The organism is Mycobacterium senriense (assembly GCF_019668465.1).
Lineage (GTDB): Bacteria > Actinomycetota > Actinomycetes > Mycobacteriales > Mycobacteriaceae > Mycobacterium > Mycobacterium senriense.
The window spans coordinates 4,408,719-4,426,209 of the sequence record NZ_AP024828.1; the positions used below are offsets into that span (position 1 = coordinate 4,408,719).

Consider the following 17,491-nt stretch of genomic DNA (forward strand, 5'->3'; position numbering starts at 1 on the left):
GTCTGTATCTTCGTCGTCGCGTTCATCGCGGTGGCGGTGCTGATGGTGATGAAGATGGTCGGGGCGACGGGCTAGCATGCCGAATCCGTCCACGACACGTCTTGATTACGTCGCCTCGGTAGCGGGCATAGCCACATGCATGGCCGACGATGCCGCGCAGGCGCCACAGGAGAATCCGGAAAAGGACCAATCGCAGTGGGTGACCGGCGACGAACCCATGACCGGGCCGCAGCGCAGCTACTTGAACACGCTGGCACACGAAGCGGGCGAAGAGATCCCGGACAACCTCACCAAGGCCCAGGCCTCCAGCCTCTTCGACCAGCTGCAACAGCGAACCGGGCGGGGCGCTGGCTCATGACCATCGATGCCGAGCACGTGCGACGGCTACTCGCCAGCCCGGACGCGGACGCAACCCTGGTGGTGATCGAGGGCCGTGCCGCGGTCGTCGCGCCTGCTGATCTGGACTCGGCCGAATTCCGAGGTGCCCTGCAGGTTACGACGCGCCAGGAATTGGTGCAGCGAGTCGGACACGCGGAGTTATCCGACCGCGAGGTGACCGAGCAGGCCGAGGAACTCGACACGGCGCTGCGCAACCTGGGCGGCTGACGCGTTGCTGCGCAGCCGCTACGGTCCGATGGTGACGCGGTCACCGACGCGGACAACGCCCTGGGCCACCACCGCCAGGTAGGCGCCCGCACATGGCTGCGCGCCGTGACCGCCTGTATTCAAACGGTTTTCGGCCGCGGGTACCCGAAGCGCCTGTGGCGCTCGTGGCAACGGCCCGTGCTCGAGCGTGGGGACCACGCAGCGCGATGTGGCCGTCAGGACGCGCAGTCGTGCCTCTCCGATGGCGATTTCACTGCCCACCCAGTCGTTTTCGGCATAGGGCCGATAGTCGGGCGGCGTCGCGATCACCAGATTCGGGCGGTAGCGCAACGCCTCCACGCCGATGTGCCCGAGGGTAGCCGTCGTGATCGCATGCAACGGGGCTTCGTCGGTGAACGACTCGCCCGGGGTGGCCGCGGCGATCCGCAGGATGCGGCCGTCGACCTCGGCGTCGAGACCGAGTTCCAGCAATTGCTCCGGATCGGGGCGCACCAGTGTCGCGCCGTCGGGGCGTTGGGTGACCAACCGGACCCGCCGGCCGGTCAGCCGCGAGATCAGCTCGTCGACGCCCGGATCGTCGGCGGCCACATCGGTCCCGTCGGGCAGGCTGATGCGCACGCCCTGTGCATCGGCATGTGCGGTGCACGTCAACAGGTCACGCCACAGCCGCGGATTCTTGGCGCTGGCCACGTGCCCGGTCTCGCCGTCGAGGAGCGCCAGCCGCCGGTCGCCCTCGGCGCCGCGCTCGTCGACCAGCAAGCGATCTACGGCTTCGCCGAGCATCGACTTCACCGGATAGCGAAGCAACGCCTGCACCCGCATCCCGGCGAAGTCGGAGGCTTGGGCGGTCGAGTTGTCCATCACGCGCCTTCACTGAAGTTCCACTGCTCACTGTGCCCGAAATGGCCTGGCACCACCAGGGATCAGCCAGGCACCGCGGTCACCACGATCGACTGATCACTGGTCTGCCAGGCCGTCGCGAACGTGCCGAAGCTCACCTGTTCGTCCGCGTGGTCGATGCCGGGGTCGTTGAGGTGCACGATCTCTTTGCCGGTGTCGATGCCGGTCACGACCAGGAAATGGTCGGCCGTGGTGCGCTGGTCGTCACCGTTCAAGATGACCGAGGAGTTGACGAAGGCGATGATCTTGCGGTCGTTGGCCAGGTATTGCTCGAGGAGCGGCAGCCCGTTCTTGTCCCGGTCGGAGGTGGAGGTCATCTCGGATTTGATCCCGAAGTGGTCGAGCAGGATCACCAGGTCCGACATCGAGTTGCCGGCGTTCGGTCCGGAGTGGCTCGGATCGTTCCGCGGCGCGTAGATCGGTCCGGGATTGGCCCCCGACGGCGTCGACTCCGCCAGGTCCAGCATCTGCCGTTCGGTGGGTGCGTTGCCGGTGGCCTCGCCCACCACGTCGGCGAGCGACACGAGTCCGCAGTTGTCCTCGAGCGACTGCGCCGCCCAGTATTTCGCAGCGGCGGCGGGGTTGCCGTATACGCCGGGAGCGGTTGTTGTCGCGGGGCCGACTCCTGGCCCGGGCAATGAATTTGTCTGTGCCGCAACAACTGTGGTCACCGAGGTGGTGGCAGCCGTGGTCGCCGGCGGGGCGCCGCCGCACCCCGAGACGAGCGCCGCGGCGGCCAAAGCCATACATGCGCCGTTCACTGCGGCGCGGGCCGTAAGGGCGATCCGAAATGTGAGCATCAGCGAGCAAGGTGCCGTCGACGGTCGAATGGCCAGCAAACGGTAGCACCTGCAGCGCACCGCTATTGCCGAAAGAACGTGAACCTTTGTGCTCGTCCGGATTACCGACGAACGCACAGCGCCGGGCCTCGGATCAGCCTGGCAGCAGGCGCTTTTTCTGTTCTTCGAATTCCTGCTGCGTCAAAATTCCCGCGTCTCGTAGCGAAGCCAGTTCGCGCAGCTCGGCGGCGATGCTCGTGATCGGTCCGCCTGCGGCAACCTGCGGTGGTGTCGTCGACTCGGTGGTCGGCTTCTTCGGCGCCTCGCGCGTCGCCTTCTCGATCTCACCGGCCCGGGCCCGCTCGCGACCCAGGGCTCCCCCGGTACCGGCCATGGCGCGCCCGGCCATGCTGGCCGTAGCCATCTCGCCGAACAAACTCCCGGTTCCGCCGGGAGCGGCCGCGGCCGCGGCGGCGGCCTGGGCGCCGGCACCGGTGGCCGGCAGCACCAAGGCGGCCGGACGAATTGCCGGGGCGGCCGCCGTCCAGCCCGGCGGCACCGACAAGTTGCCGACCGTGTTGGCCTGGCCCAGCCCGGCCGACGCCAACGTTCCGAATCCACCCGCCGGGTTCGTGATGACCGGAAATGGCGATGGCGGCACCGCGCCCATGCCGGGCCAGGACTGCACCCCGGCCCAGCCGCTGACGATGTCGTCGGTGTGGAAACCGGTCAGGGCACCGGCGATGTCGAAGGGAAGGGCGATCAACGTACCCGGCGCGTCGATGCCGAGCCCGGCCACGCTGGCCGGCGCGTCGAGAAAGAATGTGACGAGATCGCTTCCCAGCCCCAGCACGTCCGTTACCGACGGAGGGTCTGCTGCGGCCAGCGGCGCCGCCGAGAAATTGCTCAGCAGGTTGGGAACCGCCGAGAACGATTGCTGCACGGCGTTACGCGTGCTTCCTGCGGCCGCGCCGGTGGCCTGGCCCACCGCTTCGGACTGGCCGGCGCCGGAATTGCTGGTCGGGTCGGGTTGAGCGAACGGCGTCAACCGCGTCGCCGAGGCCGCCGTACCCGCGTAGCCGAACATGGCCGCGGTGTCTCGCGCCCACATCTCGCCGTACTCCGCCTCGGTCGCGGCGATCGCCGGGGTGTTCTGGCCGAGGAGATTGGTCGCGACGAGCGCCGCCAGCTGGGTGCGGTTGGCCGTGACCACCGGAGGCGGCACCGTCTCGGCGAACGCCGTCTCGTAGGCGAAGGCCGCGGTCCTGGCCTGGTTGGCGGTCTCTTCGGCCTGGGCGCCAGTGGTCCTCATCCACTCCAGATAGGGGGTGATCGCCGCGACCATGGAGGCCGATGATGGGCCGACCCATGGACCGGAGGTCAGGGCCGTGATCTCGGCCTGATAGGAGTTCGCGGTGGTTTGCAGCGCGGCGGCCAATTCATCCCAGGCCATCGCGGCGGCCAGCATCGGTCCCGACCCCGGACCGGCGTACATCCGCGCGGAGTTAACCTCCGGCGGTAGTACCGCGAAGTCCATGTCGATCTCCTCCGATCGCTTACGTCAGCCGCGAAGGCATCGACGCCCACGATGCGCGTCGTATGGGGATAGCCAACCCAGCAGCAAACAAATCGCATTCCCTCCCGTGCCGCCAATGCCGCGAACGAAGACGACCGAATGTGACCGTCCCCAGTGCTAGCGGGCCGGCCTCACTCGTTTGCAGGTGCTCCCACGTCAACGAATACAGCGAAATTGTTGCCGATGGTTAACGATAGGTTACCTGCACATGACGGCCGAAACTCACAAGGGTTAGGCGCGTATTGCGCAAATCACTCTCAGCCGGCTCTCAACGGGACCGGACCGATCCCACCCAGCGTCAGCCGGCCGCTATTCATGCGGCAGGACTCGTCAAGAAGCCAGTTCAGAGCCGCGGGGGCGCGCCCAGCGGGTCTGGCGGTGCCGGTTCTGCTTGGATTTGTGGCGTCCCCGCGAGTGAGGTTGTTGATGAAAATTACGCTGGCCGCCTATGGCAGCCGTGGCGACGTCGAGCCCTGCGTCGCCGTCGCGCAAGAGTTGCACCGCCGAGGGCACGACGTCCTGATCGCGGTGCCGCCCGACAAGCTAGGCATGACCGAGTCGGCGGGGCTCGCCGCGGTCGCGTACGGGCCCGACAGCCGCGAGCAGATCAACATGGCGACCAACTTCGTCCGCAACGTCCAGAATCCGATGAGCGCGTTGCCGCAACTCATCGAGCGCGTCACCACGGTGTGGACCGGCAAGAGCGAGACGCTGACCTCGGTGGCGGCCGGCGCCGACCTACTGGTGGCCGGGATGAACGAGCAGCGGCTGGTCGCCAACGTCGGGGAGCATTTCGGCGTACCGCTGGCCGCGCTGCACTTCTTTCCCGCCGAGACCTTGGAACTCGGCCGGCTGCAGTCAGAAGTCACCGGCGCGGCCGCAACGTCCCAGCGTCGAGCGCTCGGTCTGCCCGACAACCCGTCGACGCAGCCGGCGCTCGAGATCCAGACCTACGACGAGCTGTGGGCGCCCGAACTGGCGAAGCAGTGGGCCGGGCCGGGATACCGACGCCCCTTCGTCGGTTCGCTGACCCTGGGGCTGCCGGCGGAGGCGGACGACGCGGTGCTGTCCTGGATAGCCGACGGGACGCCACCGATCTATTTCGGATTCGGCAGCACGCCGGTCACCTCACCCGCCGAGACGGTCGCCGTGATCAGCGCGGCCTGCACCCAGATAGGCGAGCGAGCGTTGATTTGCAGTGGCCCAAACGATTTCACCCGTATCCCGCCCGCCGATCACGTGAAGATCGTGGAGGCGGTGAATCACGCCGCCGTCTTTCCGGCGTGCCGTGCAATCGTGCACCACGGCGGCGCAGGCACCACCGCCGCGGCTATGCGGGCGGGCGTGCCCATGTTGATTCTCTGGCTCTGGCTCGATCAGCCGATCTGGGCCGACGCGGTCCGCAGGTTGGAAGTCGGCGTGGGGCGGGCGTTCTCGGCCTCCACCTTGGATTCGCTTGTCGCCGACCTGCGCTCGGTGCGGTCGGCGCACTACCTCAGCCGAGCCAGGGAAATGGCCACCCAAATGAGCACACCCGCCGAAAGCGTCGCCAAGGCGGCCGATCTTCTCGAATCCGCCGCCCGCCGGGTGTAGCCGCGCCGCCCGTTTCGCCCAGCGGTGGTGCAAAGCCCGCCGGTCATGTAAAAGGTTCTGGTGCAGGATCCGCCGAATAAGTCGTTCGACCCGTCGATGCTGCGCGAGGCGATGATCAGGCGGCTGTATCGACGATTGTCGGCCGAGGGCCACATCCGGGTGCCGGCGGTGCCGGGCTTGATCGACGAGTACGTCCAGTTGTGCAACAACGTCTGCGCCACCCTGGGCGTCTGGTGCCCACCCGAGCAGTCCGCACAGTTGCGGGCCGCGCTGGTAGCTGAGTTGGCGAAGGCCTTCAAGGCCTCCCCCCGTTCCGAGGTCCTCATCTCGTATGAGGCTCCATTCGGGACCGGCGTGAATTTCCGGGTCCAAGCCGAATGGCGCACGGTCGAGGCCGATTACGACCAGTGGATGGCGATCCGCCCGCCGCCGCTGTTCGGGACCGAGCCCGATGCGCGCGTGCTCGCGCTGGCGGCGGAGGCGGCCGATCCTTCGGTCTATCGCGTGCTCGACGTCGGCGCCGGAACCGGACGCAACGCGCTGGCCCTGGCCCGGCGCGGACACCCGGTCGACGCAGTCGAGATGACCGCGAAGTTCGCGGAGGTCATCGTCGCAGAAGCCGCCGGCGAATCGTTGGGCGTGAACGTCATTCAAAGCGACGTGTTCACGGCGATGGAGGGTGTACGCGATCGGTATCAGCTGATGGTGCTCTCGGAGGTGGTGTCCGACTTCCGCACGCCGCACGAGTTGCGCGGCATGTTCGAACTCGCCACCGATTGCCTGGCCCAAGGTGGGCGCTTGGTCTTCAACACCTTCCTGGCTCGCGATGGCTACGTTCCCGACGACGTCGCGGTGCAACTCAGTCAGCAGTGCAACAGCATGATCTTCACCCGCGACGAGGTGACCGCCGCGGCGGCCGGCCTGCCTCTCGAGCCGATCGCCGACGACGCCGCCTACGAATACGAGAAGGCGCGGTTACCGTCGGACGCCTGGCCGCCGACGGGCTGGTTCGAGGGGTGGGCCGGCGGCCTCGATGTGTTCGACGTTCAGCGCGACGATTCCCCAATAGAGTTGCGCTGGCTGGTGTTTCAGAAAGCGGGTTGACCCGCGGGTCTAGGCGGTCAAGTCGCGAGTGGCCGGCCCTTCCAGCAAGGTGCCGTCGGGCGCGAACCGCGACCCGTGCAGCGGACACTCCCACGCGTTGTCGGCGTCGTTCCAGTTCACGATGCCGCCCAGGTGTGGGCACACCGGTGAGACGCGGTGCTCGGTCCCATCGACGCGGCAGCGGGCCTCCAGATGCCACGGCGGGCCACTCACCACCCCGCCTTCGCCGTCGACGGGGCTGCGGCGGTGGGTGCGTACCGCCGGGGTGATCCAGCCCTTCGTCAGGTTGAAGCCGACCTCGAGGTTGGCCTGCAGGGCCGTCGCCAGGCCCGTCAGCTCGTGCGGACTCCAGCTGGCGAAGGCCCGGGCCCAATCCATCCGCCCACCCAGGATGCGGCTCGACAGCGCCGACGCCGCGGCCGGACCGTTGGTCATCCCCCACTTGTTGAAACCCGTTGCGATAAAGATGCTTTCGGTGTTCGGCAGGATGGGCCCAACATAGGGCAGATGGTCGATGGGCGTGTAGTCCTGCGCCGACCAGAAGTGGGTCTGCACGGCACCCGGGTAGTGCTTGCGCGTCCACTTCGATAACTCGTCCAGCGCCTCGGACGGGCTCTTCTCACGGCCCACAGTGTGGCCGGCCCCGCCCACGATCAGCCGCTCACCGTCCGCGACCGGCGCGTAGCGCACCGACCGCGTCGGCGAGTCGGTGGAGATCATCATCGGCCGGGTGATGTTGCCCGGAACCTTGAAGGCCAAGCAGTAGGACCGGCTCGGCTTCACCCGCGCGAAGTAGCCGCCGCGATCCAGGATCGGGATGCCCGTCGCCAGCACCAGCTGGCCGGCCTGAAGTTGGACGTCGCGCTGGGCGGCGTCGTTGACATGCAGGCGCACCTTCTTGCCGCGCCAAGAGACCCGCCGCACTCGCGTGTGCTCGACCAGCCGCCCACCGCGACCCAGCAGCTCGACAACCAACGAGTCGAGGAATGACATCGGGTCGAACTGCGCCTGGTCCGCCAGCCGCACACCGCCGTGATACGAGAACGGCACGTCGGCGTCGTCGTCCCACACCGCGGGCAGGCCGACCGCCTGACACGCCGCGAGTTCGGCTCGCGCCGACGGGACGCCCCGCACCGACTGGGCGTAGGTGTAGGCATCTTCGCGCTGCACCGCCACGTCGTGCGCCTCGCAGTGGCTCAGCACCCACTCCTGGCCTTCCCGATTGCCGTCGACATACGCGCGTGCCACGTCCCTGCCGTGCCGCGGCAGCACCTTGGAAAGCTGGCTGCCCTGCAGCAGGCTGATTTTGGCGGTGGTGTTGCCGGTCGCGCACGCCCCCACCGTGCGGGCCTCCAGCACCAGCACATCCTTGCCCGCGCGGGCCAGCAGCACCGCCGTCATCAGACCGGTAATGCCGGCGCCCACGACGATGACATCGGCGGACCCGGACTCTTGGTCAAGCTGGTTTGCAGTCCAAGGCTGGTCGGTTCGTTCGGTCATCCATAAAGAAGTCACGGCTGACCTGATACCCCGGCCCCGCCCTGGGAAACGCCGCTACTCGCTCACGCCCGCCTCAACCGGGCTTTCGCCTCTTTCACGGCGTCCGCGGCGGTTCGGGCCGCTTCCCTTGCCTTGTCGTAGTGCTTTTCGGCGGCGCTGAGTTCCCGCTCGGCCGCCCGCAGTGCCCGGGCCGCATCGTCGCGTTGCTGCCGGGCTGCATCCCGCTGGCTCAGGAGCTCGGTCACCAGGTCGTCGGCCTCGGCCTTGGCGCGTTCGGCGGTGGTAACGGCCGCGCTCAGCTTCTCGCGTCGTCGGGCCTGTGCCTTCTCTTCCCCCGACTGCTTCGCGGGCCGCTTCCGAGCGGGGGTGCTCCGCGGCTTCGCCGGTTCGCTGGGCGTATCCGCCGATTCCGGCACCGCATCGCCATCGCCGAAGGCGCCGAAACCCGACCACTGCTCGGGTCGGGTCAACCTGCCCAACCGCGCGCTGATCTGCGGGTCGGCGATCGCGGCTTGCAGGGTGCTGGCCAGGTCTTCGCGCACGGTCGCCGACGGTTGCGTCAGGTCGGCCGCCCGCAGGGCCTTGTGGGTGAGTTCATCGATGAGTTCGTGTTGCTCGGCCGACAGTTCCCGGATGCGCCCGCCCTGCATCGCGGCGTGCGCGGCGCGCAATCGCTCCCCCAGGTCTGTCAGCCGCTGGCGGGTGTCGGCGTGCCGGAGTGCCAGGCGGTTCACAATCCACGCCGCCGTCGTCGGTTTGTTGGCGGCGGAAATCCGTTTCGCTGCCGCGGTATCGCCGCGCTGCCTGGCCGCGGCGGCCAACCTGGCGCGCTCCGCGGTGAACTCCTTGGGTGGCACCTCGTAGAGGCTGTCGAGTTCCGCATCGGCCATAAGGCCATGATCTCTCGTGGACGGCCGGTGGCGGCTCGGAGTGACGAAGCCCAACCCCGCGACGGTTTAAAAACCGCACGTCGCGGGATACCTCTCTACAACATCGACATCGCCGGGCAGAAGTTCGCGGCCTGCGAGTAAACAGAAAGCAGGGTTTCGGCAGCTTCATGATGTCCAAGAACAGTGATCAGCTCGTCGGCCGGATCATGCGAGTCAGCCGGCCCCGCCGACTCTTGCTTGCGGTGTGTGTGATCGTCGCCGCGGTCGCCGCGATATACGTTGCGTCGACGTCACATTGCCCCGGCGGCCACTGCGGTCAAAGCGATGCACCAGCGAAAACCGCTGGGCCGGCCCAGATATCGATCACCCCTGGCCCCGGTGCCCATGACGTCGACCCGGTTGCCCCGGTCACGGTCAAAGCCGAGAACGGGACCCTGACCGGCGTCGACATGGTCAACGAGAGCGGCAAACCGGTCGAGGGCGTCATGACCCCGGACAACACGGTGTGGAAGCCCACCGTCCCGCTGGGCTATGGCCGCACCTACACGCTAACGGTCACCAGCACTGGCGTCAGTGGCGTTGCGGCCAAGCAGGTTTCGTCGTTCTCCACGCTGAAGCCGTCCAACCAGACCAAGGTGTCGTTCACCACCACGTCGGAAGCCGCGCTGCGCGACGGCGGCACCTACGGCGTCGGAACGGTGATCGTGGCGCACTTCGACGAAAAGATCGCCGATCGCGCCACCGCCGAGCGGCAGCTGTCGGTGACCACTGACCCGAAAGTCGAGGGCTCCTGGTACTGGGTCGACGGCCAGAACGCGCATTGGCGGCCCGAGCGCTACTACGCGCCGGGCACGAACGTCACCGCCGAGGCGAAGATCTACGGAATCGCCTTGGGCGACGGCCTGTTCGGGCAAGACGACACCAAGGTGTCCTTCCGTGTCGGCGATGCGCACGTATCGATCGCCGACGACGCCACCCACCAGGTCAGCGTCTTCAGCAACGGAATCCTGCAGCGCACGATGCCCACCAGCATGGGAATGGGCGGTACCGAAGAGGTCGGCGGGAAAACGATCTCGCTGTGGACCCCGTCCGGGGTCTACACCGTCCTGGACAAGGGCAATCCCGTCATCATGGACTCCTCGACGTTCGGCCTGCCCAAGAACTCGAGGCTCGGCTACCGCGAGACCATCAATTGGGCCACCAAGATCAGCTCGGACGGCATCTATCTGCACGAGCTCGACGCGACGGTATGGGCCCAGGGGCACCGCGACACGTCGCACGGCTGCCTGAACCTCAATGCCGACAACGCGAAATGGTTCTTCGACTTTTCGGTGCCCGGCGACGTGGTCGAGGTCCGCAACAGCGGCGGGCCTCCGCTGACGCTGGCGCAGAACGGCGACTGGACGCTCAGCTGGGACGACTGGCGCAAAGGCAGCGCGCTGAAGCCGACCTGACCGTGATCCAACCCATTTGTCACCGGTAGTTGTGCCCCACTTCACAATAAACTCTTGACTCGTTCCAAATAAGTGCGTCATATTGGTGGCGTGTCATCGACGGCCGATTACGCGGACAAGCTGCGGATGGCCGATCTGCGGGTGACCCGGCCCAGGGTTGCCGTGCTGGAGGTCGTGGACGCCAATCCGCACGCCGACACCGAGACGATCTTCTCGGAGGTCCGCGTCGGCCTGCCCGATGTGTCGCGCCAAGCCGTCTACGACGTGCTCAATGCGCTGACCGCCGTCGGTTTGGTGCGGCGCATCCAGCCCCTGGGCATGGTCGCGCGCTATGAATCGCGTGTCGGCGACAACCACCACCACGTCGTCTGCCGGTCCTGCGGGATCATCGCCGACATCGACTGCGCCGTCGGCGACGCTCCCTGCCTCACACCCTCCGACGACGACAACGTTCTTGATGGCTTCGTTCTCGACGAGGCCGAAGTCATCTACTGGGGCCTATGTGCCGATTGCTCGGCGACAGGTTCCTAGATCACGCCGTGATCGCAGCCCGATTCACCCACCCCCGAAAGGAATGCTGTGTCATCTGATACATCCGCAAGCCGTCCACCCCAACCCGACGCCGGGACGGCGAGCAAAAGCGAAAGCGAAAACCCAGCAATCCCTTCACCGCAGCCGAAAGAGCATGCGCCGCTGACTAACCGGGACTGGTGGCCCGACCAGATCGACATATCGACGTTGCACCCGAACAACCCGCAGGCGAGCCCGTTCGGCCAGGATTTCGACTATGCCGACGAGTTCGCCAAGCTCGATGTCGAGGAGCTCAAGCGCGACCTGTACTCGGTGATGACCACCTCGCAGGACTGGTGGCCCGCCGATTACGGCCATTACGGCGGCCTGTTCATCCGCATGAGCTGGCACGCCGCCGGCACCTATCGCATCTTCGACGGCCGCGGCGGCGGCGGGCAGGGAATGCAGCGCTTCGCCCCGCTCAACAGCTGGCCGGACAACGCGAGCCTGGACAAGGCCCGCCGGCTGCTGTGGCCGGTCAAGAAGAAGTACGGCAACAAGATCTCCTGGGCCGACCTGATCATCTTCGCCGGCAACTGCGCCCTGGAGTCGATGGGATTCAAGACGTTTGGGTTCGGCTTCGGCCGCGAGGACGTCTGGGCACCCGAGGAGATCCTTTGGGGTGAGGAGGACACCTGGCTGGGCACTGACAAGCGCTACTCCGGTGAGCGCGACCTCGCCCAGCCCTATGGTGCGACCACCATGGGACTGATCTACGTCAATCCCGAAGGACCCGAAGGCAAGCCCGACCCGATCGCTGCCGCGATCGACATCCGCGAGACCTTCGGCCGGATGGCGATGAACGACGAGGAGACGGCAGCGCTGATTGTCGGCGGCCACAGCTTCGGCAAGACCCACGGCGCCGGCGACGCCGACCTGGTGGGTCCCGAGCCGGAGGGCGCCCCGATCGAACAGCAGGGGCTTGGCTGGAAGAGCTCCTACGGGACCGGCGTGGGCAAGGACGCCATCACCAGCGGGCTGGAGGTCGTCTGGACGCCGACGCCGACCAAGTGGGATAACACTTTCTTGGAGACGCTGTACGGCTACGAGTGGGAGCTGACCAAGAGTCCGGCGGGTGCCTGGCAGTTCGCCGCCAAGGATGGCGCCGGCGCGGGGACCATCCCCGATCCGTTCGGTGGGCCGGGGCGCGCCCCGACGATGCTGGTCACCGACATTGCGTTGCGGGAGTCGCCGATCTACCGCGACATCACCCGGCGCTGGTTGGACCACCCCGAGGAGCTGGCCGACGCGTTCGCCAAGGCGTGGTACAAGCTGCTGCACCGCGATATGGGCCCCATCACCCGCTACCTTGGGCCGTGGGTTGCCGAACCGCAGTTGTGGCAGGACCCGGTCCCGGCCGTCGACCACGAACTGGTCGATGAGAGCGACGTCGCCGCGCTCAAGAGCAGGGTGCTCGAGTCGGGTCTGTCGGTCCCGCAGTTGGTCAAGACGGCGTGGTCGGCGGCGTCCAGCTACCGGCGCACCGACAAGCGGGGTGGGGCGAACGGGGCGCGGTTGCGTCTCGAGCCGCAGCGGAGCTGGGAGGTCAACGAGCCCTCCGAGTTGGACAAGGTGCTGCCGGTGCTGCAGCAGATCCAGCAGGACTTCAACGCCTCGGCCTCCGGCGGCAAGAAGATCTCGCTGGCCGACCTGATCGTGCTGGCCGGCTCGGCGGTGGTCGAGAAGGCGGCCAAGGACGCGGGCTACGAGATCTCGGTGCATTTCGCCCCCGGGCGCACCGACGCCACGCAGGAGAACACCGACGTGGAGTCGTTCGCGGTGCTCGAACCGCGGGCCGACGGGTTCCGCAATTACATCCGTCCCGGCGAGAAGGCACCCCTCGAGCAGCTGCTGCAGGAGCGGGCCTACCTGCTGGGGGTGTCCGGCCCGGAGATGACGGTGCTCGTCGGTGGTCTGCGTGCCCTCGGCGCCAACCACGGCGGCAGCAAGCACGGCGTGTTCACCGACCGGCCGGGCGAGTTGACCAACGACTTCTTCGTCAACCTGCTCGACATGGGCACCGAGTGGAAGGCGTCGGAGACCGCGGAGAACGTCTACGAAGGGCATGACCGGGCCTCCGGCGCGCTCAAGTGGACCGCAACCCCGAATGACCTTGTGTTCGGCTCGAACTCGGTGCTGCGTGCACTGGCCGAGGTCTACGCCCAGGACGACGCCCAGGGCAAGTTCGTCGAGGACTTCGTCGCGGCGTGGGTCAAGGTCATGAACAACGACCGATTCGATCTCAAGTAAGAGGGGCTTGATCAAAAGCGGCACCCCGCGAGCGATCCGCTCGCGGGGTGCCGTTCTTTCGCGTCTGGGTCAGCGATCGAGATCCCACTGCCCGAAATCGGCGGCGAGGACGTCGTCGACATCGACATTGATGCCGCCCAGCAGCGGCCCCGGATTTCCCGGGCTGTTGACCACCGTTTGGTAGAGGACCGCGGCCGGTTCGCGATCGCCGTGCGACCAGGACCTCGTCTGCCACACCCATTGGTGTCCCGCGCTGGTGGACGGACCGACGACGCCGTCCCTGATCGCCCACCTACACACCTGGGCGTCTCCGTAGATGCCGGTACGGCCCACACCCAACACCGAGTTGATCCCTCGAAACCATTGGACCGCAGCGTTATTCCAAACGTTGCCGTCGATGTCGTCATCGACGCTGAAAAAGATGGGCGCCGAGTTCGGGCCTCCCGCGGCGGAGTGCAACTGCATGGCCGTGCGCGCGTCGGCCACGCCGCCGTCATAGCCCCGGGTCAAATCCGACGGGTCGGGCCAGCCGGGCTTGCCGTACTGAAAGTTGCTGACGATATGCAGCCCCGCCGCGCGCAGCGCGTCGGCGTAGTCCCGGGTGAGCGGTTTGGCCTCGAAGTTTGCGCCCGGCCGCGACTGCGATACGTAATTCACCACGCCGTCGTAGCCGGCCGACTTGATCTCGTCGGGAGCGATCCGGCGCTCGGCGAAATCGATCAGCCGCATGCCGGCAGCCGACGCCTTCGGGGCCTCGGCGCCCGCGCCCAGGCCCAGTAACGTCGGCGCCATGACATAGGCGCCGGCATATTTGAAGAGGTCGCGCCTCGAAGGCGATCGACGATCGCCGCGTCCACCTGGTCCGGCCGAATCCCGCACCGCGCGATGGTAACAAAATGCCCGCACCCCCTTTCGGCCGATTTCGCCGGTCAGCGCGGGTCGACTCCGGGTGCCGCGCGGGCGGAACCGGCCGGTCGGAAAGATCGCGGAGGTCGGGCAATGGCATGATCTTTGCGTGTCGGACATCCTGGGGGCCGCCTACGGACGGCACGGCGGATCTTCGGCTCGTTGCGCTCGCTTAGGTGATCGAACTATAGTCTGGACACATGTCCAGTTTGCTGTCACGGAGTTCGGGAGTCCGTTGACCGCGATGGATTCGGCGCCATTCCGCGGTCATTTTCCAGCAAAGAAGAGTTGAGTATGCGAATTGCCCTGCTGTCCTACCGTAGTAAGACCCATTGCGGCGGACAGGGCGTCTACGTGCGCCATCTCAGCCACGGTCTGGTGGAACTCGGTCACGACGTCGAGGTGTTTTCCGGACAGCCGTATCCTGACCTGCTCGACCCGCGGGTCCGGCTCACCGAGGTGCCCAGCCTTGATCTGTATCGCGAACCCGACCCCTTCCGGGTGCCGCGGCCGAGCGAGATTCGTAATTCCATCGACCTCTTGGAATTGCTCACCACGTGGACCGCGGGCTTTCCCGAACCGCGAACGTTCACCATGCGGGCCGCGCGGTTACTTGCCCAGCGGACAGCCGATTTCGATGTCGTCCACGACAATCAGAGCCTGGGCACCGGACTGCTCAGCATCGCCGAGGCGGGACTGCCGGTCGTGGCCACCGTGCACCACCCGATCACCCGCGATCGCGTGCTCGACCTTGCCGCCGCGCGATGGTGGCGAAAGCCGTTGGTGCGCCGCTGGTATGGGTTCTTGGACATGCAACAAGAGGTCGCCCGGCACATCCCCGACCTGTTGACCGTCTCGTCGTCGTCGGCCTCGGACATCATCGCCGACTTCGGCGTGGCACCCGAGCAACTTCACGTCGTGCCGCTGGGGGTGAAGACCGAGCTGTTCAAACCGGGATCCGGTCCCCGCGAGCCTGGCCGCATCATCGCGATCGCCAGCGCCGACACCCCGCTCAAGGGCGTGCGCACCCTGCTGCAGGCGGTCGCCCGGCTGCGCACCGTCCGTGATCTCGAGTTGCGGTTGGTCGCCAAGGTGGAGCCCAACGGTCCGACCCACAAGCTCATTGCCGAACTCGGGATCTCCGACATCGTGCACATCACCAGCGGGCTGTCCGACGCGGAGTTGGCCGCCTTGTTCGCGTCCGCCGAGGTCGCCTGCATCCCCTCGCTCTACGAAGGGTTTTCGCTGCCCGCGGTGGAAGCCATGGCCAGCGGCACCCCGATCGTCGCCAGCCGGGTCGGCGCGCTACCGGAAGTCCTTGGGACAGACGGCACTTGCGCCGAGCTGGTGCCGCCCGCCGACGTGGATGCGCTGACGCACGCACTCGGTGAACTCCTGGACTCCCCGGAAAAGCGCCGCAGCCTCGGCAAGGCGGGCCGCACCCGTGCCGTCAACGTCTTCAGCTGGGAAGCGGTGGCCGCGCAGACCGTTCGGGTCTACGAGCGCGCGATCGCGCGCAACACGCAGGGCGGAGCGCCATGCTGACGGTCGATTTCGACCGGCTCGGGATCGGGCCGTCGACCAAGGTCATCGACGTGGGATGCGGAGCCGGCCGGCACGCGTTCGAAGCGTATCGGCGCGGCGCAGACGTCGTCGCCTTCGACCGCGACGAAGCCGAACTGCGGTCGGTGGACACCATTCTGCGCGCGATGGCCGAAACCGGCCAGGCGCCCGCCGGCGCGTCGGCGAAGGTGGTCGTCGGTGACGCGCTCAAGCTGCCCTACGCCGATAAGACGTTCGACTGCGTCATCGCTTCGGAGATCCTGGAGCACATCCCCCACGACGACGCGGCGATCGCCGAGCTGATCAGGGTGCTCAAAGTCGGTGGCACGCTGGCGGTCAGCGTGCCGCGGTGGCTGCCCGAGCAGGTGTGCTGGTGGTTGTCCGACGAGTACCACGCCAACGAGGGCGGCCACGTACGCATCTACCGGGCCAACGAGTTGCGCGGCAAGATCCTGGGCGGCGGACTGGCATTGACCCACACCCATCACGCCCACGCCTTGCACTCCCCGTTCTGGTGGCTCAAATGCGCTGTGGGCGTGGACAACACCGACCACCGCGCTGTGACCACCTACCACAAGCTGCTGGTGTGGGACCTGATGCAACGGCCCAAGATCACCCAGCTGGCGGAGTCGCTGCTCAATCCGCTGCTGGGCAAGAGCGTAGCGATGTACTTCGTCAAACCGCAGGAGGCGAAAAGCGAAGCGACTGAAGGATACTCAGTTGCATCGGTCTAACGTGCCCGCAATTCCGGGGGTCCTCACTCCCGAACAATGCCGACAGACCGCGCTTTCCATCGCCACCGCACAGGAACCATCGGGTGCCATCCCCTGGTTCGAGGGCGGCCATACCGATCCGTGGGATCACATCGAGTGCGCGATGGCGCTCACCACCGCCGGTCTGTTGGAGCCGGCGCGGGCCGCCTTCGACTGGAGCCGCCGCACCCAGCGGCCCGATGGCTCGTGGCCCATCCAGTTCCGCGCGGGTGTCATCGAAGACGCTAACAGCGACAGCAACTTCTGCGCCTATATCGGCGCGGGCGTGTGGCATCACGTGCTGGTCACCGGCGACGAGACGTTCGCGGCCGAGATGTGGCCGGTGGTGCACAAAGCGATCGACTTCGTCATCGACATGCAACTCGGCTATGGCGAGATCGGTTGGGCGCGAAGCGAAGCCGGTGTGCTGCCGGAAGCCCTGCTGACCGGATGCTCGAGCATCTTTCACAGCATCCGCTGCGCGCTCGCCCTGGCTGCCTGGGTCGAGGACCCGCAGCCGGAGTGGGAATTGGCGCTGGGCCGCCTGGGTCACGCCATCTCCGCGCACCCGGAGGCGTTCACCGAAAAGGACCGTTACTCGATGGAGTGGTACTACCCCATCCTCGGTAGCGTCCTGCGGGGCCCGGCGGCGGCCGCGCGCATCAAGCAGCGTTGGGACGCCTTCGTGGTTGACGGCCTTGGCATCCGGTGTGTCGGCGACCGTCCGTGGGTGACCGGGGCCGAAACCTGCGAGCTGGTGATGGCGCTGGACGCCATCGGGCAGGATGCGGATGCTCATCAACAGTTCGCGGCGATGCAGCATCTGCGCGAAGACGACGGGTCTTATTGGACGGGGCTGGTTTTCGCGGACGGCAAGCGGTGGCCCGAGGAGCGCACCACCTGGACCGGTGCGGCGATGATCCTGGCGGCGGACGCCCTATCGAACACCACCGCCGGGGCGGGAATCTTCCGCGGCGACGAACTCCCGGTGGGCCTGCAGACCGACTTCGATTGCGAATGCGTTGTCACCGGTCCGGGCCGATAACCC

16 protein-coding genes are annotated in these 17,491 nt (G+C 67.1%); 10 read left to right on the plus strand and 6 right to left on the minus strand.

What is annotated here, in order from left to right:
• The first annotated feature begins 139 nt into the window (after positions 1–139).
• Together MTY59_RS20670 and MTY59_RS20675 are read left to right on the plus strand one after the other, a co-directional pair.
• Positions 140–358 (plus strand): DUF3072 domain-containing protein, encoded by a 219-nt coding sequence (locus MTY59_RS20670; protein WP_221042803.1) that lies wholly within the window; start codon positions 140–142, stop codon positions 356–358.
• The gene (locus MTY59_RS20675; protein WP_221042804.1) at positions 355–606 is read left to right on the plus strand and encodes a hypothetical protein; all 252 of its coding nucleotides are present in this window, start codon (positions 355–357) and stop codon (positions 604–606) included. The genes MTY59_RS20670 and MTY59_RS20675 overlap by 4 nt, the downstream gene beginning before the upstream one ends.
• An 18-nt stretch (positions 607–624) precedes the next feature.
• Here the strand turns inward: MTY59_RS20675 and MTY59_RS20680 are convergent, their stop codons facing one another.
• From MTY59_RS20680 to MTY59_RS20690, 3 genes are all read right to left on the minus strand, one after another.
• Positions 625–1,467, minus strand: a complete 843-nt coding sequence (locus MTY59_RS20680) for an MOSC domain-containing protein (protein ID WP_221042805.1) — start codon at positions 1,465–1,467, stop codon at positions 625–627.
• 62 nt (positions 1,468–1,529) lie between these two features.
• Positions 1,530–2,306 (minus strand): C39 family peptidase, encoded by a 777-nt coding sequence (locus tag MTY59_RS20685; RefSeq protein ID WP_221042806.1) that lies wholly within the window; start codon positions 2,304–2,306, stop codon positions 1,530–1,532.
• 133 nt (positions 2,307–2,439) lie between these two features.
• Complete coding sequence (locus MTY59_RS20690; RefSeq protein ID WP_221042807.1) at positions 2,440–3,822, minus strand: PPE family protein, SVP subgroup; 1,383 nt, start codon at positions 3,820–3,822, stop codon at positions 2,440–2,442.
• A 465-nt stretch (positions 3,823–4,287) separates the two neighbouring features.
• Here MTY59_RS20690 and MTY59_RS20695 point away from each other — a divergent pair, with 465 nt between their 5' ends.
• Together MTY59_RS20695 and MTY59_RS20700 are read left to right on the plus strand one after the other, a co-directional pair.
• Entirely contained in the window at positions 4,288–5,454 is a 1,167-nt protein-coding gene (locus tag MTY59_RS20695; protein ID WP_221042808.1) for a glycosyltransferase, read from the plus strand.
• A gap of 60 nt (positions 5,455–5,514) precedes the next feature.
• Positions 5,515–6,558: a class I SAM-dependent methyltransferase gene (locus tag MTY59_RS20700; protein WP_221042809.1), complete on the plus strand. Its 1,044-nt coding sequence runs from the start codon at positions 5,515–5,517 to the stop codon at positions 6,556–6,558.
• A gap of 9 nt (positions 6,559–6,567) precedes the next feature.
• Here the strand turns inward: MTY59_RS20700 and MTY59_RS20705 are convergent, their stop codons facing one another.
• Together MTY59_RS20705 and MTY59_RS20710 are read right to left on the minus strand one after the other, a co-directional pair.
• Positions 6,568–8,058, minus strand: a complete 1,491-nt coding sequence (locus MTY59_RS20705) for an FAD-dependent oxidoreductase (RefSeq protein ID WP_221042810.1) — start codon at positions 8,056–8,058, stop codon at positions 6,568–6,570.
• A 62-nt stretch (positions 8,059–8,120) separates the two neighbouring features.
• Positions 8,121–8,948 (minus strand): hypothetical protein, encoded by an 828-nt coding sequence (locus MTY59_RS20710; protein ID WP_221042811.1) that lies wholly within the window; start codon positions 8,946–8,948, stop codon positions 8,121–8,123.
• Between the two features lie 167 nt (positions 8,949–9,115).
• Here MTY59_RS20710 and MTY59_RS20715 point away from each other — a divergent pair, with 167 nt between their 5' ends.
• From MTY59_RS20715 to katG, 3 genes are all read left to right on the plus strand, one after another.
• Entirely contained in the window at positions 9,116–10,402 is a 1,287-nt protein-coding gene (locus tag MTY59_RS20715; protein WP_221042812.1) for a L,D-transpeptidase, read from the plus strand.
• Positions 10,403–10,492: 90 nt separating this feature from the next.
• Positions 10,493–10,933 carry a Fur family transcriptional regulator gene (locus tag MTY59_RS20720; RefSeq protein WP_221042813.1) on the plus strand — a complete coding sequence of 147 codons (441 nt, stop codon included), beginning with the start codon at positions 10,493–10,495 and terminating at the stop codon, positions 10,931–10,933.
• Between the two features lie 48 nt (positions 10,934–10,981).
• Positions 10,982–13,222 carry a catalase/peroxidase HPI gene (katG, locus tag MTY59_RS20725; RefSeq protein WP_221042814.1) on the plus strand — a complete coding sequence of 747 codons (2,241 nt, stop codon included), beginning with the start codon at positions 10,982–10,984 and terminating at the stop codon, positions 13,220–13,222.
• Positions 13,223–13,291: 69 nt separating this feature from the next.
• On the opposite strand, the gene MTY59_RS20730 is transcribed toward katG, so the two are convergent.
• Positions 13,292–14,101: a DUF1906 domain-containing protein gene (locus MTY59_RS20730; protein ID WP_221042815.1), complete on the minus strand. Its 810-nt coding sequence runs from the start codon at positions 14,099–14,101 to the stop codon at positions 13,292–13,294.
• A 321-nt stretch (positions 14,102–14,422) separates the two neighbouring features.
• Here MTY59_RS20730 and manT point away from each other — a divergent pair, with 321 nt between their 5' ends.
• Genes manT through mmpH form a run of 3 tightly spaced genes read left to right on the plus strand, consistent with a single transcriptional unit; the run spans position 14,423 to position 17,488 of the window.
• Positions 14,423–15,673, plus strand: a complete 1,251-nt coding sequence (manT, locus tag MTY59_RS20735) for an MMP alpha-(1->4)-mannosyltransferase (protein WP_221042816.1) — start codon at positions 14,423–14,425, stop codon at positions 15,671–15,673.
• Positions 15,667–16,425, plus strand: a complete 759-nt coding sequence (locus tag MTY59_RS20740) for a class I SAM-dependent methyltransferase (RefSeq protein WP_221042817.1) — start codon at positions 15,667–15,669, stop codon at positions 16,423–16,425. Before manT ends, MTY59_RS20740 begins: the two co-directional genes overlap by 7 nt.
• Positions 16,412–17,488 (plus strand): MMP endo-(1,4)-3-O-methyl-alpha-D-mannosidase, encoded by a 1,077-nt coding sequence (mmpH, locus tag MTY59_RS20745; protein ID WP_221042818.1) that lies wholly within the window; start codon positions 16,412–16,414, stop codon positions 17,486–17,488. Before MTY59_RS20740 ends, mmpH begins: the two co-directional genes overlap by 14 nt.
• The last annotated feature ends 3 nt before the right edge of the window (positions 17,489–17,491 follow it).